This is a genomic window from Infirmifilum tikiterense (assembly GCF_054696565.1).
This window is the reverse complement of the sequence record NZ_CP182482.1, coordinates 459,600-475,034: the sequence shown is the minus strand read 5'-3', so window position 1 is coordinate 475,034 and position 15,435 is coordinate 459,600. Positions and strand designations below refer to the sequence as shown.

Sequence of the window (15,435 nt, the reverse complement as noted above, 5' to 3'; positions counted from 1 at the left end):
TCACTCTAGAGGAATGATAAGGCTGAGGGGTATCTACTCGACCGCTCTCGCTGGCTTGCTGGACAACGCCGGCTATACGTTCAGCGACGTCACAGAGCAGATAAAGAGCAGGATACCTTGGCTCAGGTTCTCGAGAAACGGCACATTGGTCACGGTGAAGGATATGGAGCACCACAAGGGGCTCATTGTTGTCGGCGAGCATGGTCTAGCGATGCAGGTTTACTCGCTTATCAAGGCGTACTTTCGAGGTGCACTCGCTGTTGTCATTGAGCACGGCCCCTTCACACTCTACCGGGTGAGAGTGATTGAGCAAGCAGGCGGCGGATACTTGGTCGAGCTCCCCTATGGGGTGAGGGGGTTCCTTAGGAGCAGGCGCGGCCACAGGACAGGTGACCTTGTTACAGCTCACGTCGTTAAGCCGAGCCCCTCTAGCCCGCTCCTCGAGGAGGGGGTCGCCGTTTCAGGTCGGTACGTGCGTGTGATTGAAGGGTCTCACCACTCGCTGAGCGAGCACATAAGGGATCCTGAGCTCGCACTGGAACTACTGTCTCTCGCCTCCCGGACGGCACCTGAGGGCTGGGGTGTTAGGTTCAGGAGCGCTGCTAAGGACGCGGGCGTGCTTGCTGTTGCGGAGGAGCTGGAGAGGCTTGTAGAGGAAGCGAGGAGGCTGAAGGCCGCCGTCGAGGAGATTCAGGAGCCGAGGCTCGTCAGGGAGGGTGAGGCCATAGCTTTCGTGTACTTCGAGCCTGAGGACACGTTTGCGGCGGATAGCCTGCGTAACGCTGTGCTTCGGACAGCCAGGGGGCACCACATAGTGAAGTCCCTAGGGGACGAGGCGCTGAGCAGAGCGATCGATGAGGTGGAGGCTCGCGGATCATCGGAAGACGCGTTTGTGCTGTACCTTGAGAGTCTGTTAAGCTTGATCTCTCGCGGGCAGGTTAAGGTCGTCCACGAGAAACCCGCAAGTCGGGGCTTCACGTGGTACGCGGCGGTTCGGGTGCGTGGCGACGGCTTCTTACAGCTCGAGAGGAGGATACAGTCTGAAGGTTTCTACGACGGGCTGGGTGTGAAGAAGGAACCGGGAGATCTCGTGGTGACACTCACGTTCCCGTTTTCGAGGTTCCTTGTGCACAAGTACTTCAGTGCGTCGGAAAAGCTCAAAGGAATCTACGTGAACCTGAATACACCTCTTGACGCCACGCTGTCACCCCCTTCTCTTTGGTACCTTGACGTACACGTGGACGTTGTCTGGACGCCTGAGAGTGGGGCCAGGGGGGTCGTAGACCTGGAGGTGTTTGAGGAGCTGAGGCGCTTAGACAGGTTCCCAAACGCGCGTCTCGAAATGTACCGCGTTGCCGCTGAAAGGCTAGCGAGGATTCTGAGTGAGGGGTCTGAAAGGCTTCTTTCGTCTCCAGCTCTCCTCCTCGATGTTCAGAGGGAGATCTGGGGAGGCGTTACAGAAAAATATGCTGGGCTGGTGCTTGATAAGCTAAGAGAGGTGTCTGGTGGTGGACGTACTGTGGGCACCGTGGCGGATGAAGTACATTGAGTACGCGAAGCTTGAGCGCGATAGGGAGTGCTTCATCTGCAAGGCTTCCCGCGAGGATGGCGGGAGCCTAGTGGTTTACAAGAACAAGGATGTAATCGTTCTGATGAACAGCTTTCCCTACAACACTGGGCACCTACTCGTAGCCCCGACGAAGCACATACCGGACTTCAGCCTTCTCAACGACCGCGAGCTGTGCGTTTTAATGAAGGCGGTGAAGCTGTCTGTAGAGATGCTCAAAAAGGCGCTGGCGCCTGACGGGTTTAACATAGGTGTGAACCTAGGCAGGACTGCTGGAGCTGGCCTTGAGACACACGTGCACATCCACATAGTCCCGCGGTGGAACGGAGATACAAACTTCATGCCAATAATAGCCGATACGAAGGTGATACCGGAGGCGCTCAACGACACTTACCAGAGGCTAGTTAAGTTCCGCGACGTGTTCGCCGGCGCAGATAGTTGTGCTAGTGAATGAAACCGTAGCCTATGAGCCTCCACCTCCCAGCTATCTGCCTTGATATCGCTACGCGTGCACCCCTGTCAGCTACGATGGGGATTTTGAGTTTTATGTGAGCGCTGTCGGACCGCGCCGAGGTCACTAGGCCGACCGATAGGGAAGTCCCCACATTCAGCATAACAGCCTCGTTTGTTTTCAGAGGCTCGACTTTGAGGGGCTGGTCCGCGCCCACGACTCTCTCGAGCAGGTGGACCTCTACCTCCACGTCGTAAAGGGGCTCTGGAAGCGTTCCGGGTTTGCCCACAACGTTCCCGATGAGGTTGTCCGCCTTTGTTATGCTTGGGTCAAGCTCGGTCCCTATGGCTATGAGCCCGCCTGGGTATGCGACTTCTAGCGGCTCGTTTCCGGACTTCAGCGAGGTTATGGTCGTGTAGAGGGGCTGGTAGATCTCCTGGTTCCCCTTCTTCACCTTCAGGCCTGGCTGTATCTCAACCTCATCTCCGACCCTGAATTTTCCCTGGACTATTGTTCCGCCTAGGACCCCGCCTACAAGATTTTTCACAGGCGTACCCGGTTTATTCACATCGAACGACCTAGCCACGAGCATCCTCGGCGGGAGTGTGGGATCGCGCTTAGGGATCGGTACGTACTTTTCGAGAGCCCACACCAGCGCGTCTATGTTAACTTTGTGCAGCGCTGAGATCGGGATAATCGGGGCATCTTCAGCCCATGTACCCTCTAGGAATCTTTTTATCTCCTGGTAACTCTCCCGGGCTCTCTCCTTGCTGACGACGTCTATCTTGTTCTGGACGACGATTAGCCTCCGTACTCCTATAATGTCAAGTGCGGTGAAGTGCTCCCTGGTTTGTGGCTGAGGACACTCCTTGGTCGCGTCTATTACCAGAAGAGCCGCGTCCATCATCGCGGAGCCTGCGAGCATTATAGACATGAGCATCTCGTGCCCTGGAACGTCTACGAATGAAACCTTTCTGACGTACTCCAGTGGCGTCCCACAGTATTTACACTTCATGTCCTCAGGTAGATTTGCCGAAGTGTAATACTTCTGGGGTGGTGGACACTTAGGGCACTGGTATATTGCGGTGTCGGCGTACCCTATTTTCAAAGTAATGCCCCTCTTCAGCTCCTCTGAGTGCTGCGACGCCCAGATGCCGGTGAGGGCCTGGATGAGCGTTGTCTTACCGTGGTCTACGTGACCGGCGGTGCCTATGTTCACGAGAGGTTGCCTCTTAATAGCCTCCTCGAACTCCTTATCCATGACAACACCCAGTGCTTTCAGTCGTCGCGAGTTTATATTACATTCTCTCTGGTGGTTCGATGCCGAGGAGGCTCATTCCATTGTAGAGAACCTGGGCGACCGCTTTCACAAGCACCAGCCTTGCCTCGCGCATCCCCTCCGGAGCCTTGAGCACGGGAGTTGTATCGTAGTACTTGTTGAACTCGGCAGCGAGGTTGTTGAGGTAAAGTGTTACCAGATCAGGCCTCAGGCTGTCGGCGGCCTCTCTCACCACAGATGGAAACTCTCCAAGCGCCAGCACGACGCTTTTCTCCTCCTCTCCGAGAAGCCCTGGGTCGCCCCTCGGGCTGGGCAACCCCTGCTCCTCTGCCTTCCTGAGTATGCTTAATGCCCGCACATACGAGTACTGCACAAAGGGCCCGCTGTTCTGTTCAAAGTCCAGGACACGCTCCCAATTGAAGGTGATCGTGCGGTTGGGCGTTTGGCTGAGGAAGAAGAACTTCAAAGCCCCTATACCTATCTTCTCAGCGTCTCTCTCGCTACCTAGCCCTCTCTTACGTATCTCATCGCGTGCTCTGTTAACGGCTTCTGCTATGATCTCGTCTGCGGTCACGTAGACACCTCTTCTGCTGGTCATCCTCACCCCCGGCAGTACAACCATCTCGTAGGCGTAGTGTATCAGCCTCCTCCCGATATCCCTGTATCCCAGCGCGTAGAGTGCAAGCCTCAGCTGGGCCTGCGCTAGGCTCTGCTGGGTCGCTATAACGTTTATGACCCTGTCGGCCCTCGATAGCTTCCAGATGGAGTAGGCGATATCTCTTGTCGTGTAGAGGGTTGTCCCGTCCGACCTTTTAAGAGTTAGAGGCGTGACAGCAAATCCCTGGGGTATCGCGGCGGCATCGCGGACCTCTGCGGACTCGGCCAGCTTGTCTGCCCGGAACACTAAGGCTCCCTCCTTCCTCTCAACGAGCCCCGTCTCACTTAGTTTTCTGATGACCTCCTCCGTGGCGCCGCTCCATACGGTTATTTCGCTCTCCCAGTCCCAGCTGTCGAACCCCACGCCAAGCCTATTGAGCGTCTGCTTGATGCCCTCCAAGCAGGTGTTGATCGTCTCTCGCGTAAGCTTTACAGCCCAAGGCTCTCCTTCCTCGTAGCCCCTGTTAATAGCCCTTATCTCTCCTTCAGGCTCTGCGCTCGATTTGATGGCTTCTGCGAGTCTATTGAAAGCATCAGGGTACTTTTCGCTGTATTCCCGGAGCCTTGCCACGTACTCGTCTATCTTGCTGTTAAGCTCTGCCACGCGCTCGGGCTCTTCCTCCCGCGAAACCTCTTCCCTAAGTTTCCGCACCTCGATCATCAGGTTCACCATCGTGTATACCGCGCCAACGAAGTAGTCCGGTTTCTCCGTGTACCTAAGATCCTTCACATACCGGAAGCCGTAAACGGCGTACGCCACTTGAAGCCCCACGTCATCAACGTAGAAGTGCGCCCGAACCTCGTGGCCGCGGGATCTCAGCAACCTAACCAATGAGTCCCCCAGAACAGCGTTCCTCAGGTGGCCAATGTGAAGCGGATGAATCGGGTTAGCGCTCACAAACTCGACAATTATCCTCTCAGTTTTCTCGCTCAGAAGCTCCCCGTACCGGGGACCGAGCTCTAAGATGGAGTCCAGAACCACTGGGGCGTACTCCTTGACGTTAACGTTCAGATTTAGGAAGTCTCCGACGATCCCCCTGGGGGCAAGCAAGGGGTGCTCCACTCTATTCAAGGCCTCTCCGAGCTTACTGCGCACAAGGTCTGCTGGCAGGCCAACCTCCTTGTACAGCCTGAAAAGCGGGACAGATAGGTCGCCGTAACGCTTAAGCGGCCTGGTAACCTCCACGGCGCTTAGACTTACCGGTATTTCCGCCGCATCACCCAACCTTGCGACGTACCCCCTGACTTTCTCCTTGAGGTAGTCGAACGGTGAGATAATAGCCATCGAGCTCACCGAATCCTTACAGTAACTTAAAAGTTTGCGAGCGTTTGGTCTCAAGTAAAGAACTTAGGGAGAGGCGGAACACCGTTGGCGAAACCCATTTATTTCCCGGTTGCGACAACTCTGTAGACAAGCCGGGGTAGCTCAGCTGGGAGAGCGCTCGGCTGAAGTCTCCCGCCTGCAGAAACCGAGAGGTCCCGGGTTCAAATCCCGGCCCCGGCACCACTGCTATTGACTGCTACTATTTCCCGAGGGGCGTTTCCTCTATAATCATGCCGTTGAGAAGGGGGCTTCTCTCGATCACCTTCCCCCTGTTTATGAGGTCGCCTAGGAAGAAGTGCAGAACACCCCTCGGGTACAGGCTCGCAATCTCACCAAACCCGGGTTTAAGCTCGTGGTACTCGACCTCAAGCGTGGTTCCCTCATCGGTCACGAGTTGATGGGGTCTCGCGATCACGGTGGCTGCTCGGTAGTACCTGAGGCCCGTCTGCTGGTAGTCCTTTACCGCCACGGGGCAGAAGTGGACCGTTACGCTGTAGCCTTTCTCCTCCACAGCGGCTATTACTCTCAAAGCGGTGGCCCTGCTGCCCTCGGCGCTCCTGTAGTCCTTCGACATCCTGAAGCCTCTTAGCAAGAGAGAAGAGTAGTTGGTTTCGGTGAATTCAAGCTCGTTCAAGTTCACAAACTGTAGCTCATGCTTCTCTGCCAGATCCACTATCTTTAAGAGGCTTTCATCGTCACCCGGGAGAGCGGGGTATTCGAGCCCGAGATCAAGCTGATCGGCGTACTCCTTCGCCAGCTTGATCTTCTCCTCTAACACTTCAAGGGGGGCGTGGATCCTCAGCTCGTCGAGGCCCGCCTCGACAAGGCTCCTTAAGTTCTCCCGCGTGAGCAGGACCCCGCTTGTGTACAGGTGCACGTGGAAGCCCGCACCGAAAACGCTCTTTAAGTACTTTATCACACTCACAGCTCTCTTGAGGCGCGACAGCGGCTCCCCGCCCGTGAGGCTTGCTCCTCTCGAGGCTGATCTGAGAACCTCGGCCCTCAGGGTTTTCTCAAGCATGTCCTCCCCTGTTTGAACCTCGTTAACGAACACAACGTCCCTGTTTTTCCGCTCGGTGCTGAGGGGACAATAAAAGCAACGGAGCGGGCACATGCCTGTTAAAAAAACAACGGTTTTTAAGCCCTCTTGGCAGAGCCTGCAACCCGCCGGCAGCTCCCCGTATACGACGCTTCCGCTGCGCAACCGGCGCGGCATTAATCCTTAACCTGCTCGAGCAAGGATGTTACCTGCCAGATTTTAGTGCGCGCAAACAGCGGCATGTTAGGATCGGTTGATATCTCATCCAGCTTCGAGATAACCGTTGCTGCTCGGAGCCCAGTGGACATTTTCGGATCCATGAGGATCTCTATAGACTCTGTGGCCACTCTCCTGATGTTTCTCGGAACCCCTCTGTCATCAGCGATCTGCTTGAGAATCTCGATGGCGTTCCTTATCTGAGGAGGCATCTCCTGAGCCATACCCCCACCCAACCCCCCATAGTCCGCTTGAGGTTATAACCTTATTGTCGCTACACGAGTTAGGGTAGCTCACTCTACGCCTTTGCGCCCTTGAACCCCGCGAAGAGCTTGTGTCCTCGCGGTCTGCTAGACCGCTCGAGCTACCAGCGCCTTACGGTCCATAGACTCCAGCCTTCACCCCCCGGCAACAAATATTACGGGTGTCTTGCTAAATACTCACAATGAGCGTAAAAACCCACGTTGCTGAGGTCACGCGCGATCTCTACGTTCTCCGCGTGGATGATGAGAAGATCCGGTACTTCGAAGCCCTATGGGAGATCCCGGAGCGTATATCCTACAACGCTTACCTTCTCCTTAAGGGCGATCACGTCGTTCTTTTCGACGGGTGGAAGTCCAGCTACTCCACCCTGCTTCTTGAAAGCATCGAAAAAATCGTGAGCCCACGCGACATAACGGAGGTGGTGGTGCACCACCTCGAGCCTGATCACTCGGGAAGCATCCCAGCGCTACTTAGAGTTAACGAGAAGGCGGTCTTCATGGGACACCCCCTAGCAGGCAAAATGCTCTCCAGCTTCTACGGCGTGAGCAGGTTTAAGCCAATACCTGACAACTCCCCTCTGGATCTAGGAGCAAAAGCCAGGTTCATCCACATCCCCTGGCTACACTGGCCCGAAACATCTGCGACATTCTTGGAGGAGGAGGGCGTTCTCCTGACGTGCGATGCGTTCGGGAGCTACTCTCTACCACCCCTCTTCGACGACAACGCTGACCTCGCCGCACTCGAGCAGGCGATAACCAAGTACTTCGTCACAGTGATTGGCCACTATGCTCCCTTCGTGGGCCGCGCGCTTAGAAAAATGGAGGAGCTATCGATTAGCCCTCGGGTGATTGCTCCGGGCCACGGGACAATTTGGCGGCGTAACATCAACTGGGTACTAAGCCTGTACGCTAGGCTCAGTAGTGATCAACTGGGGAATAGAGTAACGATCACCTATGTGACCATGTACGGCGGCACTGAGCCGGCCGTCGAGGCCGTAAAGCAAGCGCTCAGGGAGAAAGGCGTGGAGGTCGCGGTATACCGGTTCTCCGACGAGACCCGAGACAGTATTGCCGAGGCCTTAGCGAGCATGGCTCAGTCGAGGCTAGTGGTTCTCGGGGCCGCCACCTACGAGTCTGATGCACAGCCGCTGATGAGGTTCCTGGTGGATCTGATCGGCGAAAAGCTGTCCTACCGGAAGAATCTCCCCTTCCTTGTGCTCTCGCCATACGGGTGGGGAGGCGTTGCCGGTAAGAAGATTGCGGAGCGTCTCCGATCCTACGGCTTCACGGCGGTGGAGTTTGTAGAGTGGGAGGGCAGGTTCACCGACCAAGTGGCGGGCAGAATCCGGGATTCGCTGTCGAAACTCACCTAAAAACAACGAAGGGCGTAATACCTAAAAATTAATCTGGCTGTTTTCGAGGAGAAAGGTAATGGAGTCGTTGCGTAGCGGTCTTTTAGGCGTGCTCGAGAAGATAAAGAACTCTGTTCTCCTGGACACTAAAGAGGTCGACGCTATAATCCGGGAGCTACAGAGAGTTCTCCTCAGGGCTGACGTGGATGTTAAACTCGTGCTCGAAGTATCTGAACGGGTCAAGAAGAAGTTTTTCTCCCAGGAGGTGCCTCCGGGCTTCAGCAAGCGCGAGGTGCTAATAAAGATTCTCTACGACGAGCTCGTGTCGCTTCTGGGAGGCGAGGCCGCTACCCCCTACACCGTCGAGAGAGTCCCGTTCAGAATCATGCTGGTCGGTATCGAGGGTTCCGGGAAGACGACGACGGCAGCGAAGCTAGCCAAGTACCTGAAGGAAAGTGGGTATAAGGTTGGTTTAATTGCCGCTGACACGTACAGGCCCGGTGCCTACGATCAGCTCCGGCAGCTTGCTGACGCGATAGGCGTCGAATTATACGGTGACCCGCAGTCCAAGGACCCCGTCCGCGTAGTAGAAGAGGGGGTGAAGCTGCTCGCGGAGAAGAATATCCAGGTTTTCGTAATAGACACGGCGGGGCGCCACAAGGACGAGGAAGCTCTTATGCAAGAGGTCTCCGAAATATACAGTAAGCTCAGGCCTGACGACGTAATTTTGGTTGTCGACGCGACTCAAGGAAAGGACGTGGCCAAGCAGGCCAGAGCTTTCAAGGAGGTAGTACCTCTGGGGCACGTCATTGTAACAAAGCTAGATGGCTCGGCCAAGGGCGGCGGCGCGCTTTCGGCTGTGGCGCAAACGGGCACTCGCGTGGCCTTTATCGGCACCGGCGAGAAGCTAGATGATTTCGAGGCGTTCGACCCCCACAAGTTCGTAGCCAGGCTACTAGGAATGCCCGACCTAGAGGGTATCCTCAGAAGGTTCAAAGCAGCTGAAGAGCGGGAAAGGGAGAGAGCTAAACTGATCGCAACAGGTAAGATCACACTACTAGACCTTCGCGAACAGCTCCTCGAGCTCAGAAAACTGGGGCCGCTTTCAAAGGTCTTGGAGATGCTCGGTGGATCGCCTTTACCGGTCAAGGGCTCACTCGAGGGCGGTGAGGAGGAGATGGGTAAATGGATAGCCATCATGAACTCAATGACCGAGGAGGAGCTTCTCAAACCCGAGATAATAGACAGGTCCCGCATGCTTAGGATCGCCCGCGGATCAGGAACCACGGTCAGGGATGTCAAAAGGCTCCTCGAGTCCTATAATCAGATGAAGAAGCTGATGAAGCAACTCTACAGGTCTCGAAGACGCATAACGGGGTTCCCAGCCTGAAGAGACGAATCATTGTTTCGGCGCCCAGCTCGATCCTTCGCGATGAAAAGCCGCTACTCGCCAGGACAATCTCGTCCGCATTCTACCTTTCGCACGGTATACGTCGAAACGTCACTCTCGCCATCCACTTAGGCGATAGGGGTTATCTGGTAACGTTTTTAGGGGAAAAGTTAAGGCACGTGCACGTAGATGAGCGCTCACTGCTGGGATTAATCAAAAAAATTGAGGTCGCCGTGGAGCGTGGGGTGAAGAAATCCCGGTTACACGACGGAGTTTTTCTAGAACGCACCTCGACCTTTGAAGAACGCGTGGACTATGTCGTGGTGCGTAACGGCTCACCGCTCGAAACCGCGCTGCGCGGATTTCCGGAGACTCTCACGGTGCTCATCCCGCACAAGCTAGCCTTAACCGTGGGTGCTCCGAGTATAACCATCACAGCCTTGCCAAAGCCGGTCGACGTAACGATCGCGATCCTCAATATTAAACTGGACAGGCTTTGCGGCCAATAGCATCGCGTTTTTCCCAGGGGGACGCTGGCGCTACTCTGCGAGCGGGTTCTGCAAACTACACCTTGAAAAGCAGAGGCCAAAAGTGGCCTTCTCGATGAGGTCTACTAGGAGGCCTTCGAGCTTTTCCAGGCCTTCGGGTATGTTCCTGGCTCCATAACTACATGATCCACCTCTACCGCGACGCCGCTCCTGCTGGACATCATCTGGCTACTGGTCATACTCGCTGTTCCTATAGCCACCAGCTCACCTTTAAGCGTGAAGATCCCAACGTGATCGCCAACGCGTATACCGTCCTCGAGTTTGACGATCCCGGGAACCGTTAGCGGAGCTCCGTGACAGAGCGCGTCAACCGCGGTGTCACGCACCCAGACCTTTGGGAGATGCTGCACCGCTTCCTCAACAGGTATGAAGACCCTCCTCAGGTATTCCTCGATGCCGTGCTCCTTCCACAGTATAAATGAGTCCACAACATCGTGGAGCGTGGCTAGGTTCTTCTCCTCCGTCAGGCTACCGGACCTTATGCGCCTGAGCTCCTGCATGTGGGCCCCTACGCCTAAAACCTCACCGATATCGTGACAGAGCTTCCGCATGTAGGTCCCCGCCTCGCACCAGACCTGAAGGAGGACGTTCCTGCCGTCGAGTTCTAGGAGACGGATGCCGTAGATCCTCCTTATGCGCAGCGACCTTTTCACAGCGGATCTGAGCGGGGGCCGCTGGTAGATCGGCCCCACGAACATGTTTACAGTCCTCTCCAGCTTCTCGCGGTCAACGTCCCCGTGAAGGCGCATAACACACACGTACTCCTTATCCTCTCGGAGGAGAACCGGTAGAACCCTTATAGCGTTGTTCAACGTGATCGGTAGAATCCCCGAGACCTTTGGGTCCAGCGTCCCCGCGTGCGCCACACGCTCAATGCCTAGGATCTTACGAATCCACGCTACTACCTCATGGCTGCTAGGTCCCACGGGCTTGTCCAGGTTAATCACGGAGTACTTCAGAAGGACGTCAACGGGCCTCTGGTCGTACTGGAACCCGTAGCTGGGGTCTGTGCGGGACTCGCCCCTCACAAGAAGCCCGCGCGGTTTAGGCGAGCCGAGATACTTTTCCACACAACACCACGTAACATCAAACTATGCCCGGCGCGACTTCAGGCTTGATCATCTCTCTCATGAAGTCCTTTAAGCCCGCCTTCTCGAGTGCGGTTATCACTTCCTCATCAGTAGCTCCTTTACTTATAACGATTTTATGCTGCAAGGGTTCCAGGTGCTTCACGTTGACCCTCCTTCTCTTAACTCCCGTTAGGGACTTGGGCCCCGTGACGACCACGAAGTTCTCGTCAACAATGTCGACAACTACGCACTTCCTGCCTGCTTCTCTCCCAGCAGTTTTGACGCAGATCCTCCCAACGTCGAATACTCTAGGCATACTAGCTCCCAGCTTTTCTTCCATGTAAATTTAAAAGGTTTTTGCTACTCGAGCTTTACCTCGACCTCCCGCTCAGCGCCGCTCTTTGGCAGCAAGACGACTAGAACGCCGTCCTCGAGCCTCGCCCGCGCCTGTTCGGGTCTAACCTTAACGGGCAGGGAAATTTTCTTATAAACCGATTTATAGAGCCTCTCCCTCTGAATGTACTTCCTGTCGTTCTCTTCCTTAACCCGCTCCTCCGACTTATCGGCTATAACCTCCAGCGTGTCTTCGGTAACGCGAATCTTAATCTCGTTCTTCCTAAAGCCCGGCACGTCAACGTAGACGGCTATGCTGTCACCTCTATCTTCAATGTCGTAGAGTGGATCGTAAACTCTGAGCCTATCGGGGTAGAGCGAGGAGTACTTCGCCCACACACTACGCAAAGCATCGTTGAGCTCCTTCTGGAGGCGCGCAACAGCCTCTGCCAGCTCCTCTGCTATTTTACCGGCATCACTCATACGAGTGTAAGTGAAAATAACGAATATAAAAAACTAAGGTTGCGTTACTCGACGATGATGTTGCTCTCGGCGAACCCCCTAGCGATCAAGAACTCCTTGACCCTGTGCCTGTGGTCTCCCTGAAGCTCCACGTGGTCGTCTTTTATTGTCCCCCCGCAGGCCAGCAACGACTTAAGCTCTGAAACCATTTTACGCAGACCCGGATCCTTGGTGTCGAGGCCCGTGATAACGGTCACTTCGCGGTGGCCCTTGCGCTTCTCGACCCTGATCTTGATTACCTGCTGCTCCTTGAAAACGCCTTTCAATATGTTATCAAGTATTTCCGCGCTCATTTCAACCCGTTTAGCGGGGATTTACGCGCAGGTCCACCTTTTATTCTTTACGCCCTAAACAGCCCGTACACGCTTCGGGATCGGGGGCCTGGTCTTTTCAATCACCCTGAAGCCGCAGTAAGGGCAACGTAAACCCGGGAGGATCAACAGCTCTTCCCTGCTGAACTCTCTCCCACACCTCACGCACCTGTATATCTTCTCGCCACTAGACATGGTTCTTGAAAGGGAGAAAGATGCTTATTTACTTTTTCTCTTCGCTTATCAGCTCCTCAATCCTCTCCCACTGCTCGTCCACAAGCCTCTGTATCTCGTCCACGTCCTCCTGGGTCAGGTGGGAAAACCTCCCCTGTAGCCTCAGGTACTCCGAAACGGGCTTCCTGTTCTCCCTCTTTATCAGGCTCCTGCTTGGTCCCGTCAGGGAGAACCGGCCGTCTTCGACCTCGTAGAGAACCCATATGCCCGTCTCCACAGCAAGCCTAGCTATCTTTACGGTGAGCGATGGGTCGTAGCGCCAGCCCGGTGGGCACGGCGAGAAAGCGTGTATGTACTTCAAGCCTCCCTTGATGCCGCTGGCCTTTCTCAGTTTGTAGAGTATGTCATTGGGGTACGCGGGGTTTATAGTCGCGACATAGGGAATCCTGTGCGCGGTCATTATAGAGGGGAGATCCTTCTTGAGGCCGGGGTTCCCGAGAGGCGTCGTTGTCGTCCAAGCCTTGTACGGCGTCGAGCCTGACTTCTGGATGCCTGTGTTCATGTAAGCCTCGTTATCGTAGCAGATGTAAATTATGTTGTGCCCCCTCTCCGCGGCGCCACTCAGGGCCTGTAGGCCGATGTCAACCGTCCCGCCGTCACCAGCCCACACGACCACGTTGCCGGGCTTCCCGAGTCTGTCCAGCGCCTCCACCATCCCCGAGGCAGCGGCGGCGCTCGCGGCGAAGGCTATGTGCAAGACTGGAACCTTAAAGGCGCTTCTCGGGTGGGGACCCGCTATAACAGATGTACAACAGGCCGGGATGACGAGATAGGTGTCTGGGCCAAGCGCCTTCAAGACGTGGCGTAGCAACAGGGTTGCCCCGCAACCCGGGCAGGCTGCGTGCCCCTTGAGCAAGTACTCCTCACGTGGGAAAACCCTGTGCGCCATCCTACCTCACCCACCAGAAGCTCCTTTCTCCATCCTCGAGCACTTTTCTGTACACTCCCAAGATGTCCTCAGCCTTCACGTCCACACCACCCACACCTAACACCACGTCGAAAAGTTTGGCTGAAGCTTCCCGCAACTTCAGCGCCGACGCGACATCAGCGCCCAGCGGGCTGAGGCTACCGAAGACAGACGCTCTGGCCAGGACGACGACCCTCTTCGCACCCTCAAGGGCCCTGCCGAGCTCCTCGAACGGGAAGGGCCTGTAGACCCAAAGCTTCACGAGTCCCACCTTCTCGCCTCGACTGCGCAGCTCCTCCACAGCTCGAAGAACTTCACCGAACACCGAGCCCTGAACGACAAACACCGTGTCGGCATCCTCGCAGAGGATGCAGTCGAAGAACCAGTAGCTCCTCCCTGTCACGGAGCTGTACAGGCGTAGGGCCTCCTCAACCACGCTTTTCGCCCTCTCGCTAGCCCTCCTCATCTCAAACCTGACCTTGATGTACTCGTCCGGGTACGCCAAGTTGCCGAGACTCCCAGGCTCGCCGGCCTCCAGCGGGGGCTTCCAGGAGCCCTTCGGCGGCAGAAACGACCTGAGCTTGTCCTTGTCCGCGAGCGATACGGGCTCGTAGGTGTGCGAGACCTCGAACGCGTCCCAGCCGACCAGGGTCGGCAGCAGAACCCTGCTGTCCTCGGCCACACGGTAGGAGATGAGCGTGAAATCGTAGACCTCCTGCGCGAAGGACGCGAAAAGCATGTTCCACCCGCTGTCCCTGAGGGCGTAGAAGTCGGAGTGCTCGGTCCAGATGCTCCAGGGCGGCCCGAGCGCCCGGGTCACCACACCCATCACGATGGGTAAGCGGGCGCCCGACGCCCACCACACGACCTCGTACATGTAAAAGAGGCCCTGCGAAGACGTCGCAGTGTAGGTCCGCGCCCCCACGCTGGCCGCTCCGATGAGCGCGGCCATCGCGCTGTGCTCGGACTCCACGCGCACGAACTTCGCGCTGAGCTCACCGCTCTCGATGAACTCCGCGATCTTCTCGATGATCGGTGTCTGGGGCGTTATCGGGTAAGCTGAAACCACGTCCGGCTCCGCGTCCCGCACGGCGTAGGCCGCCGCGTAGTTACCTGTGAGCAGGAGCCTGCTCATACCTCCCTCACCATCCTGATCGCCTTAACCGGGCACTCGGCGGCGCAGATCCCGCACCCCTTGCAGTACTCGTAGTCGATCACAGCGCCCTGCTCCGTGATCTCTATGACGCCGTCGGGGCAGTAGAGCCAGCATATACCGCACCGCGTGCACTTGGACTGGTCGACGACAGGTCTCTCGGTGCGCCACGTCCCGGCGGGCACAGCGCCCACAGTAGGCCTGCTTAGCAGGATCTCAGCACTGCCCGACACCGTTCCACCCCCTCCTTACGGCTTCAATGTTCTTATCCACGTGGACCTTAATGAGCTGTTTGACCGCTTCCTCGAGCTCAGCCTCCCCCACAAGGTTGGAGACCCTGGCAACGGCACCGAGCATTGGCATGTTGACGAGAGCCCACCCCGCGACCCTGAGCCCTAGGTCCTCCGCGATCCCCGTAGAGTCGACCCAGTACCCTTTAAAGCCCCCCTTCACGCCTTCACACCCGGTGGCGTTGACCACGACGCTCCCCCCGGGCTTCGCTAACCTCTCCAAACTGTACATTTTGACCAGCGAGGGGTCCAGCACCGCGACAACATCCCCCTGCTCCACGCGGGACCTAACGTGGATCGTCCCATCGGAGACCCTGTTGTACGCGAAAACCGGGGCTCCGCGCCTCTCCGCCCCGAAAAAGGGTATTGCGAGCGCGTACAACCCCCTGTTGACCGCGGCCTGCGCCAGCAGCATCGCAGCTGTTACAGCGCCCTGCCCGCCCCTCCCGAGCCAGATTACGTCAAATGATACATTCATTTCACATTCGATTCAATAAAGCTGCAGAAGAGTTTATATTTTTCTACCAAC

18 protein-coding genes and 1 tRNA gene are annotated in these 15,435 nt (G+C 56.4%); 6 read left to right on the top strand and 13 right to left on the bottom strand.

Going from position 1 to position 15,435, the window contains the following annotated elements:
* The first annotated feature begins 13 nt into the window (after positions 1–13).
* Positions 14–1,549: a DUF402 domain-containing protein gene (locus tag ACNO7C_RS02615; RefSeq protein ID WP_460025449.1), complete on the top strand. Its 1,536-nt coding sequence runs from the start codon at positions 14–16 to the stop codon at positions 1,547–1,549.
* Positions 1,509–2,021: an HIT family protein gene (locus tag ACNO7C_RS02610; protein WP_460025448.1), complete on the top strand. Its 513-nt coding sequence runs from the start codon at positions 1,509–1,511 to the stop codon at positions 2,019–2,021. The genes ACNO7C_RS02615 and ACNO7C_RS02610 overlap by 41 nt, the downstream gene beginning before the upstream one ends.
* Here ACNO7C_RS02610 and ACNO7C_RS02605 read toward each other — a convergent pair.
* Complete coding sequence (locus ACNO7C_RS02605) at positions 2,011–3,279, bottom strand: translation initiation factor IF-2 subunit gamma (RefSeq protein WP_460025447.1); 1,269 nt, start codon at positions 3,277–3,279, stop codon at positions 2,011–2,013. The two genes, ACNO7C_RS02610 and ACNO7C_RS02605, sit on opposite strands and share 11 nt — an antisense overlap.
* A gap of 37 nt (positions 3,280–3,316) precedes the next feature.
* Entirely contained in the window at positions 3,317–5,239 is a 1,923-nt protein-coding gene (locus ACNO7C_RS02600; protein WP_460025446.1) for an arginine--tRNA ligase, read from the bottom strand.
* A gap of 130 nt (positions 5,240–5,369) precedes the next feature.
* Between ACNO7C_RS02600 and ACNO7C_RS02595 the strand changes: the two genes are divergently transcribed.
* A tRNA-Phe gene (locus ACNO7C_RS02595) sits at positions 5,370–5,461 on the top strand.
* 16 nt (positions 5,462–5,477) lie between these two features.
* Here the strand turns inward: ACNO7C_RS02595 and ACNO7C_RS02590 are convergent.
* Complete coding sequence (locus tag ACNO7C_RS02590) at positions 5,478–6,494, bottom strand: radical SAM protein (protein WP_460025445.1); 1,017 nt, start codon at positions 6,492–6,494, stop codon at positions 5,478–5,480.
* The gene (locus tag ACNO7C_RS02585; RefSeq protein ID WP_318536340.1) at positions 6,494–6,757 is read right to left on the bottom strand and encodes a UPF0147 family protein; all 264 of its coding nucleotides are present in this window, start codon (positions 6,755–6,757) and stop codon (positions 6,494–6,496) included. The genes ACNO7C_RS02590 and ACNO7C_RS02585 overlap by 1 nt, the downstream gene beginning before the upstream one ends.
* 221 nt (positions 6,758–6,978) lie before the next feature.
* Between ACNO7C_RS02585 and ACNO7C_RS02580 the strand changes: the two genes are divergently transcribed.
* Genes ACNO7C_RS02580 through ACNO7C_RS02570 form a run of 3 tightly spaced genes read left to right on the top strand, consistent with a single transcriptional unit; the run spans position 6,979 to position 10,047 of the window.
* On the top strand, positions 6,979–8,169 hold the full coding sequence (locus ACNO7C_RS02580; protein WP_460025444.1) for an FprA family A-type flavoprotein: 1,191 nt from the start codon (positions 6,979–6,981) through the stop codon (positions 8,167–8,169).
* A gap of 58 nt (positions 8,170–8,227) precedes the next feature.
* On the top strand, positions 8,228–9,538 hold the full coding sequence (locus ACNO7C_RS02575) for a signal recognition particle receptor subunit alpha (protein WP_460025443.1): 1,311 nt from the start codon (positions 8,228–8,230) through the stop codon (positions 9,536–9,538).
* The gene (locus ACNO7C_RS02570; protein ID WP_460025888.1) at positions 9,535–10,047 is read left to right on the top strand and encodes a hypothetical protein; all 513 of its coding nucleotides are present in this window, start codon (positions 9,535–9,537) and stop codon (positions 10,045–10,047) included. Before ACNO7C_RS02575 ends, ACNO7C_RS02570 begins: the two co-directional genes overlap by 4 nt.
* Positions 10,048–10,151: 104 nt before the next feature.
* On the opposite strand, the gene ACNO7C_RS02565 is transcribed toward ACNO7C_RS02570, so the two are convergent.
* From ACNO7C_RS02565 to ACNO7C_RS02525, 9 genes are read right to left on the bottom strand one after another with little or no spacing between them, the layout of a single operon-like run.
* Positions 10,152–11,156 (bottom strand): RNA-guided pseudouridylation complex pseudouridine synthase subunit Cbf5, encoded by a 1,005-nt coding sequence (locus tag ACNO7C_RS02565; protein WP_460025442.1) that lies wholly within the window; start codon positions 11,154–11,156, stop codon positions 10,152–10,154.
* A 16-nt stretch (positions 11,157–11,172) separates the two neighbouring features.
* Complete coding sequence (locus ACNO7C_RS02560) at positions 11,173–11,472, bottom strand: 50S ribosomal protein L14e (protein ID WP_460025441.1); 300 nt, start codon at positions 11,470–11,472, stop codon at positions 11,173–11,175.
* A 44-nt stretch (positions 11,473–11,516) separates the two neighbouring features.
* Positions 11,517–11,972, bottom strand: a complete 456-nt coding sequence (locus ACNO7C_RS02555) for an Hsp20/alpha crystallin family protein (protein ID WP_460025440.1) — start codon at positions 11,970–11,972, stop codon at positions 11,517–11,519.
* Between the two features lie 44 nt (positions 11,973–12,016).
* A complete protein-coding gene (gene yciH / locus ACNO7C_RS02550; RefSeq protein WP_460025439.1) occupies positions 12,017–12,304 on the bottom strand; it encodes a stress response translation initiation inhibitor YciH in 288 nt (95 codons plus the stop codon).
* Positions 12,305–12,358: 54 nt separating this feature from the next.
* Complete coding sequence (locus ACNO7C_RS02545) at positions 12,359–12,517, bottom strand: TFIIB-type zinc ribbon-containing protein (RefSeq protein ID WP_318536347.1); 159 nt, start codon at positions 12,515–12,517, stop codon at positions 12,359–12,361.
* A gap of 28 nt (positions 12,518–12,545) precedes the next feature.
* The gene (locus ACNO7C_RS02540) at positions 12,546–13,445 is read right to left on the bottom strand and encodes a 3-methyl-2-oxobutanoate dehydrogenase subunit beta (protein WP_460025438.1); all 900 of its coding nucleotides are present in this window, start codon (positions 13,443–13,445) and stop codon (positions 12,546–12,548) included.
* Between the two features lies 1 nt (position 13,446).
* Entirely contained in the window at positions 13,447–14,598 is a 1,152-nt protein-coding gene (locus ACNO7C_RS02535; RefSeq protein WP_460025437.1) for a transketolase C-terminal domain-containing protein, read from the bottom strand.
* Positions 14,595–14,849: a 4Fe-4S binding protein gene (locus ACNO7C_RS02530; RefSeq protein WP_460025436.1), complete on the bottom strand. Its 255-nt coding sequence runs from the start codon at positions 14,847–14,849 to the stop codon at positions 14,595–14,597. The genes ACNO7C_RS02535 and ACNO7C_RS02530 overlap by 4 nt, the downstream gene beginning before the upstream one ends.
* Entirely contained in the window at positions 14,833–15,384 is a 552-nt protein-coding gene (locus tag ACNO7C_RS02525) for a 2-oxoacid:acceptor oxidoreductase family protein (protein WP_460025435.1), read from the bottom strand. Before ACNO7C_RS02525 ends, ACNO7C_RS02530 begins: the two co-directional genes overlap by 17 nt.
* Positions 15,385–15,435: the final 51 nt, after the last annotated feature.

Bases quoted from the DNA above. Each gene is read 5' to 3' on its own strand.
- ACNO7C_RS02615 (WP_460025449.1), top strand. From the start codon at position 14: ATGATAAGGCTGAGGGGTATCTACTCGACCGCTCTCGCTGGCTTGCTG.
- ACNO7C_RS02605 (WP_460025447.1), bottom strand. From the start codon at position 3,279: ATGGATAAGGAGTTCGAGGAGGCTATTAAGAGGCAACCTCTCGTGAAC.
- ACNO7C_RS02600 (WP_460025446.1), bottom strand. From the start codon at position 5,239: ATGGCTATTATCTCACCGTTCGACTACCTCAAGGAGAAAGTCAGGGGG.
- ACNO7C_RS02590 (WP_460025445.1), bottom strand. From the start codon at position 6,494: ATGCCGCGCCGGTTGCGCAGCGGAAGCGTCGTATACGGGGAGCTGCCG.
- ACNO7C_RS02585 (WP_318536340.1), bottom strand. From the start codon at position 6,757: ATGGCTCAGGAGATGCCTCCTCAGATAAGGAACGCCATCGAGATTCTC.
- ACNO7C_RS02580 (WP_460025444.1), top strand. From the start codon at position 6,979: ATGAGCGTAAAAACCCACGTTGCTGAGGTCACGCGCGATCTCTACGTT.
- ACNO7C_RS02575 (WP_460025443.1), top strand. From the start codon at position 8,228: ATGGAGTCGTTGCGTAGCGGTCTTTTAGGCGTGCTCGAGAAGATAAAG.
- ACNO7C_RS02560 (WP_460025441.1), bottom strand. From the start codon at position 11,472: ATGCCTAGAGTATTCGACGTTGGGAGGATCTGCGTCAAAACTGCTGGG.
- ACNO7C_RS02555 (WP_460025440.1), bottom strand. From the start codon at position 11,972: ATGAGTGATGCCGGTAAAATAGCAGAGGAGCTGGCAGAGGCTGTTGCG.
- yciH (WP_460025439.1), bottom strand. From the start codon at position 12,304: ATGAGCGCGGAAATACTTGATAACATATTGAAAGGCGTTTTCAAGGAG.
- ACNO7C_RS02545 (WP_318536347.1), bottom strand. From the start codon at position 12,517: ATGTCTAGTGGCGAGAAGATATACAGGTGCGTGAGGTGTGGGAGAGAG.
- ACNO7C_RS02540 (WP_460025438.1), bottom strand. From the start codon at position 13,445: ATGGCGCACAGGGTTTTCCCACGTGAGGAGTACTTGCTCAAGGGGCAC.
- ACNO7C_RS02535 (WP_460025437.1), bottom strand. From the start codon at position 14,598: ATGAGCAGGCTCCTGCTCACAGGTAACTACGCGGCGGCCTACGCCGTG.
- ACNO7C_RS02525 (WP_460025435.1), bottom strand. From the start codon at position 15,384: ATGAATGTATCATTTGACGTAATCTGGCTCGGGAGGGGCGGGCAGGGC.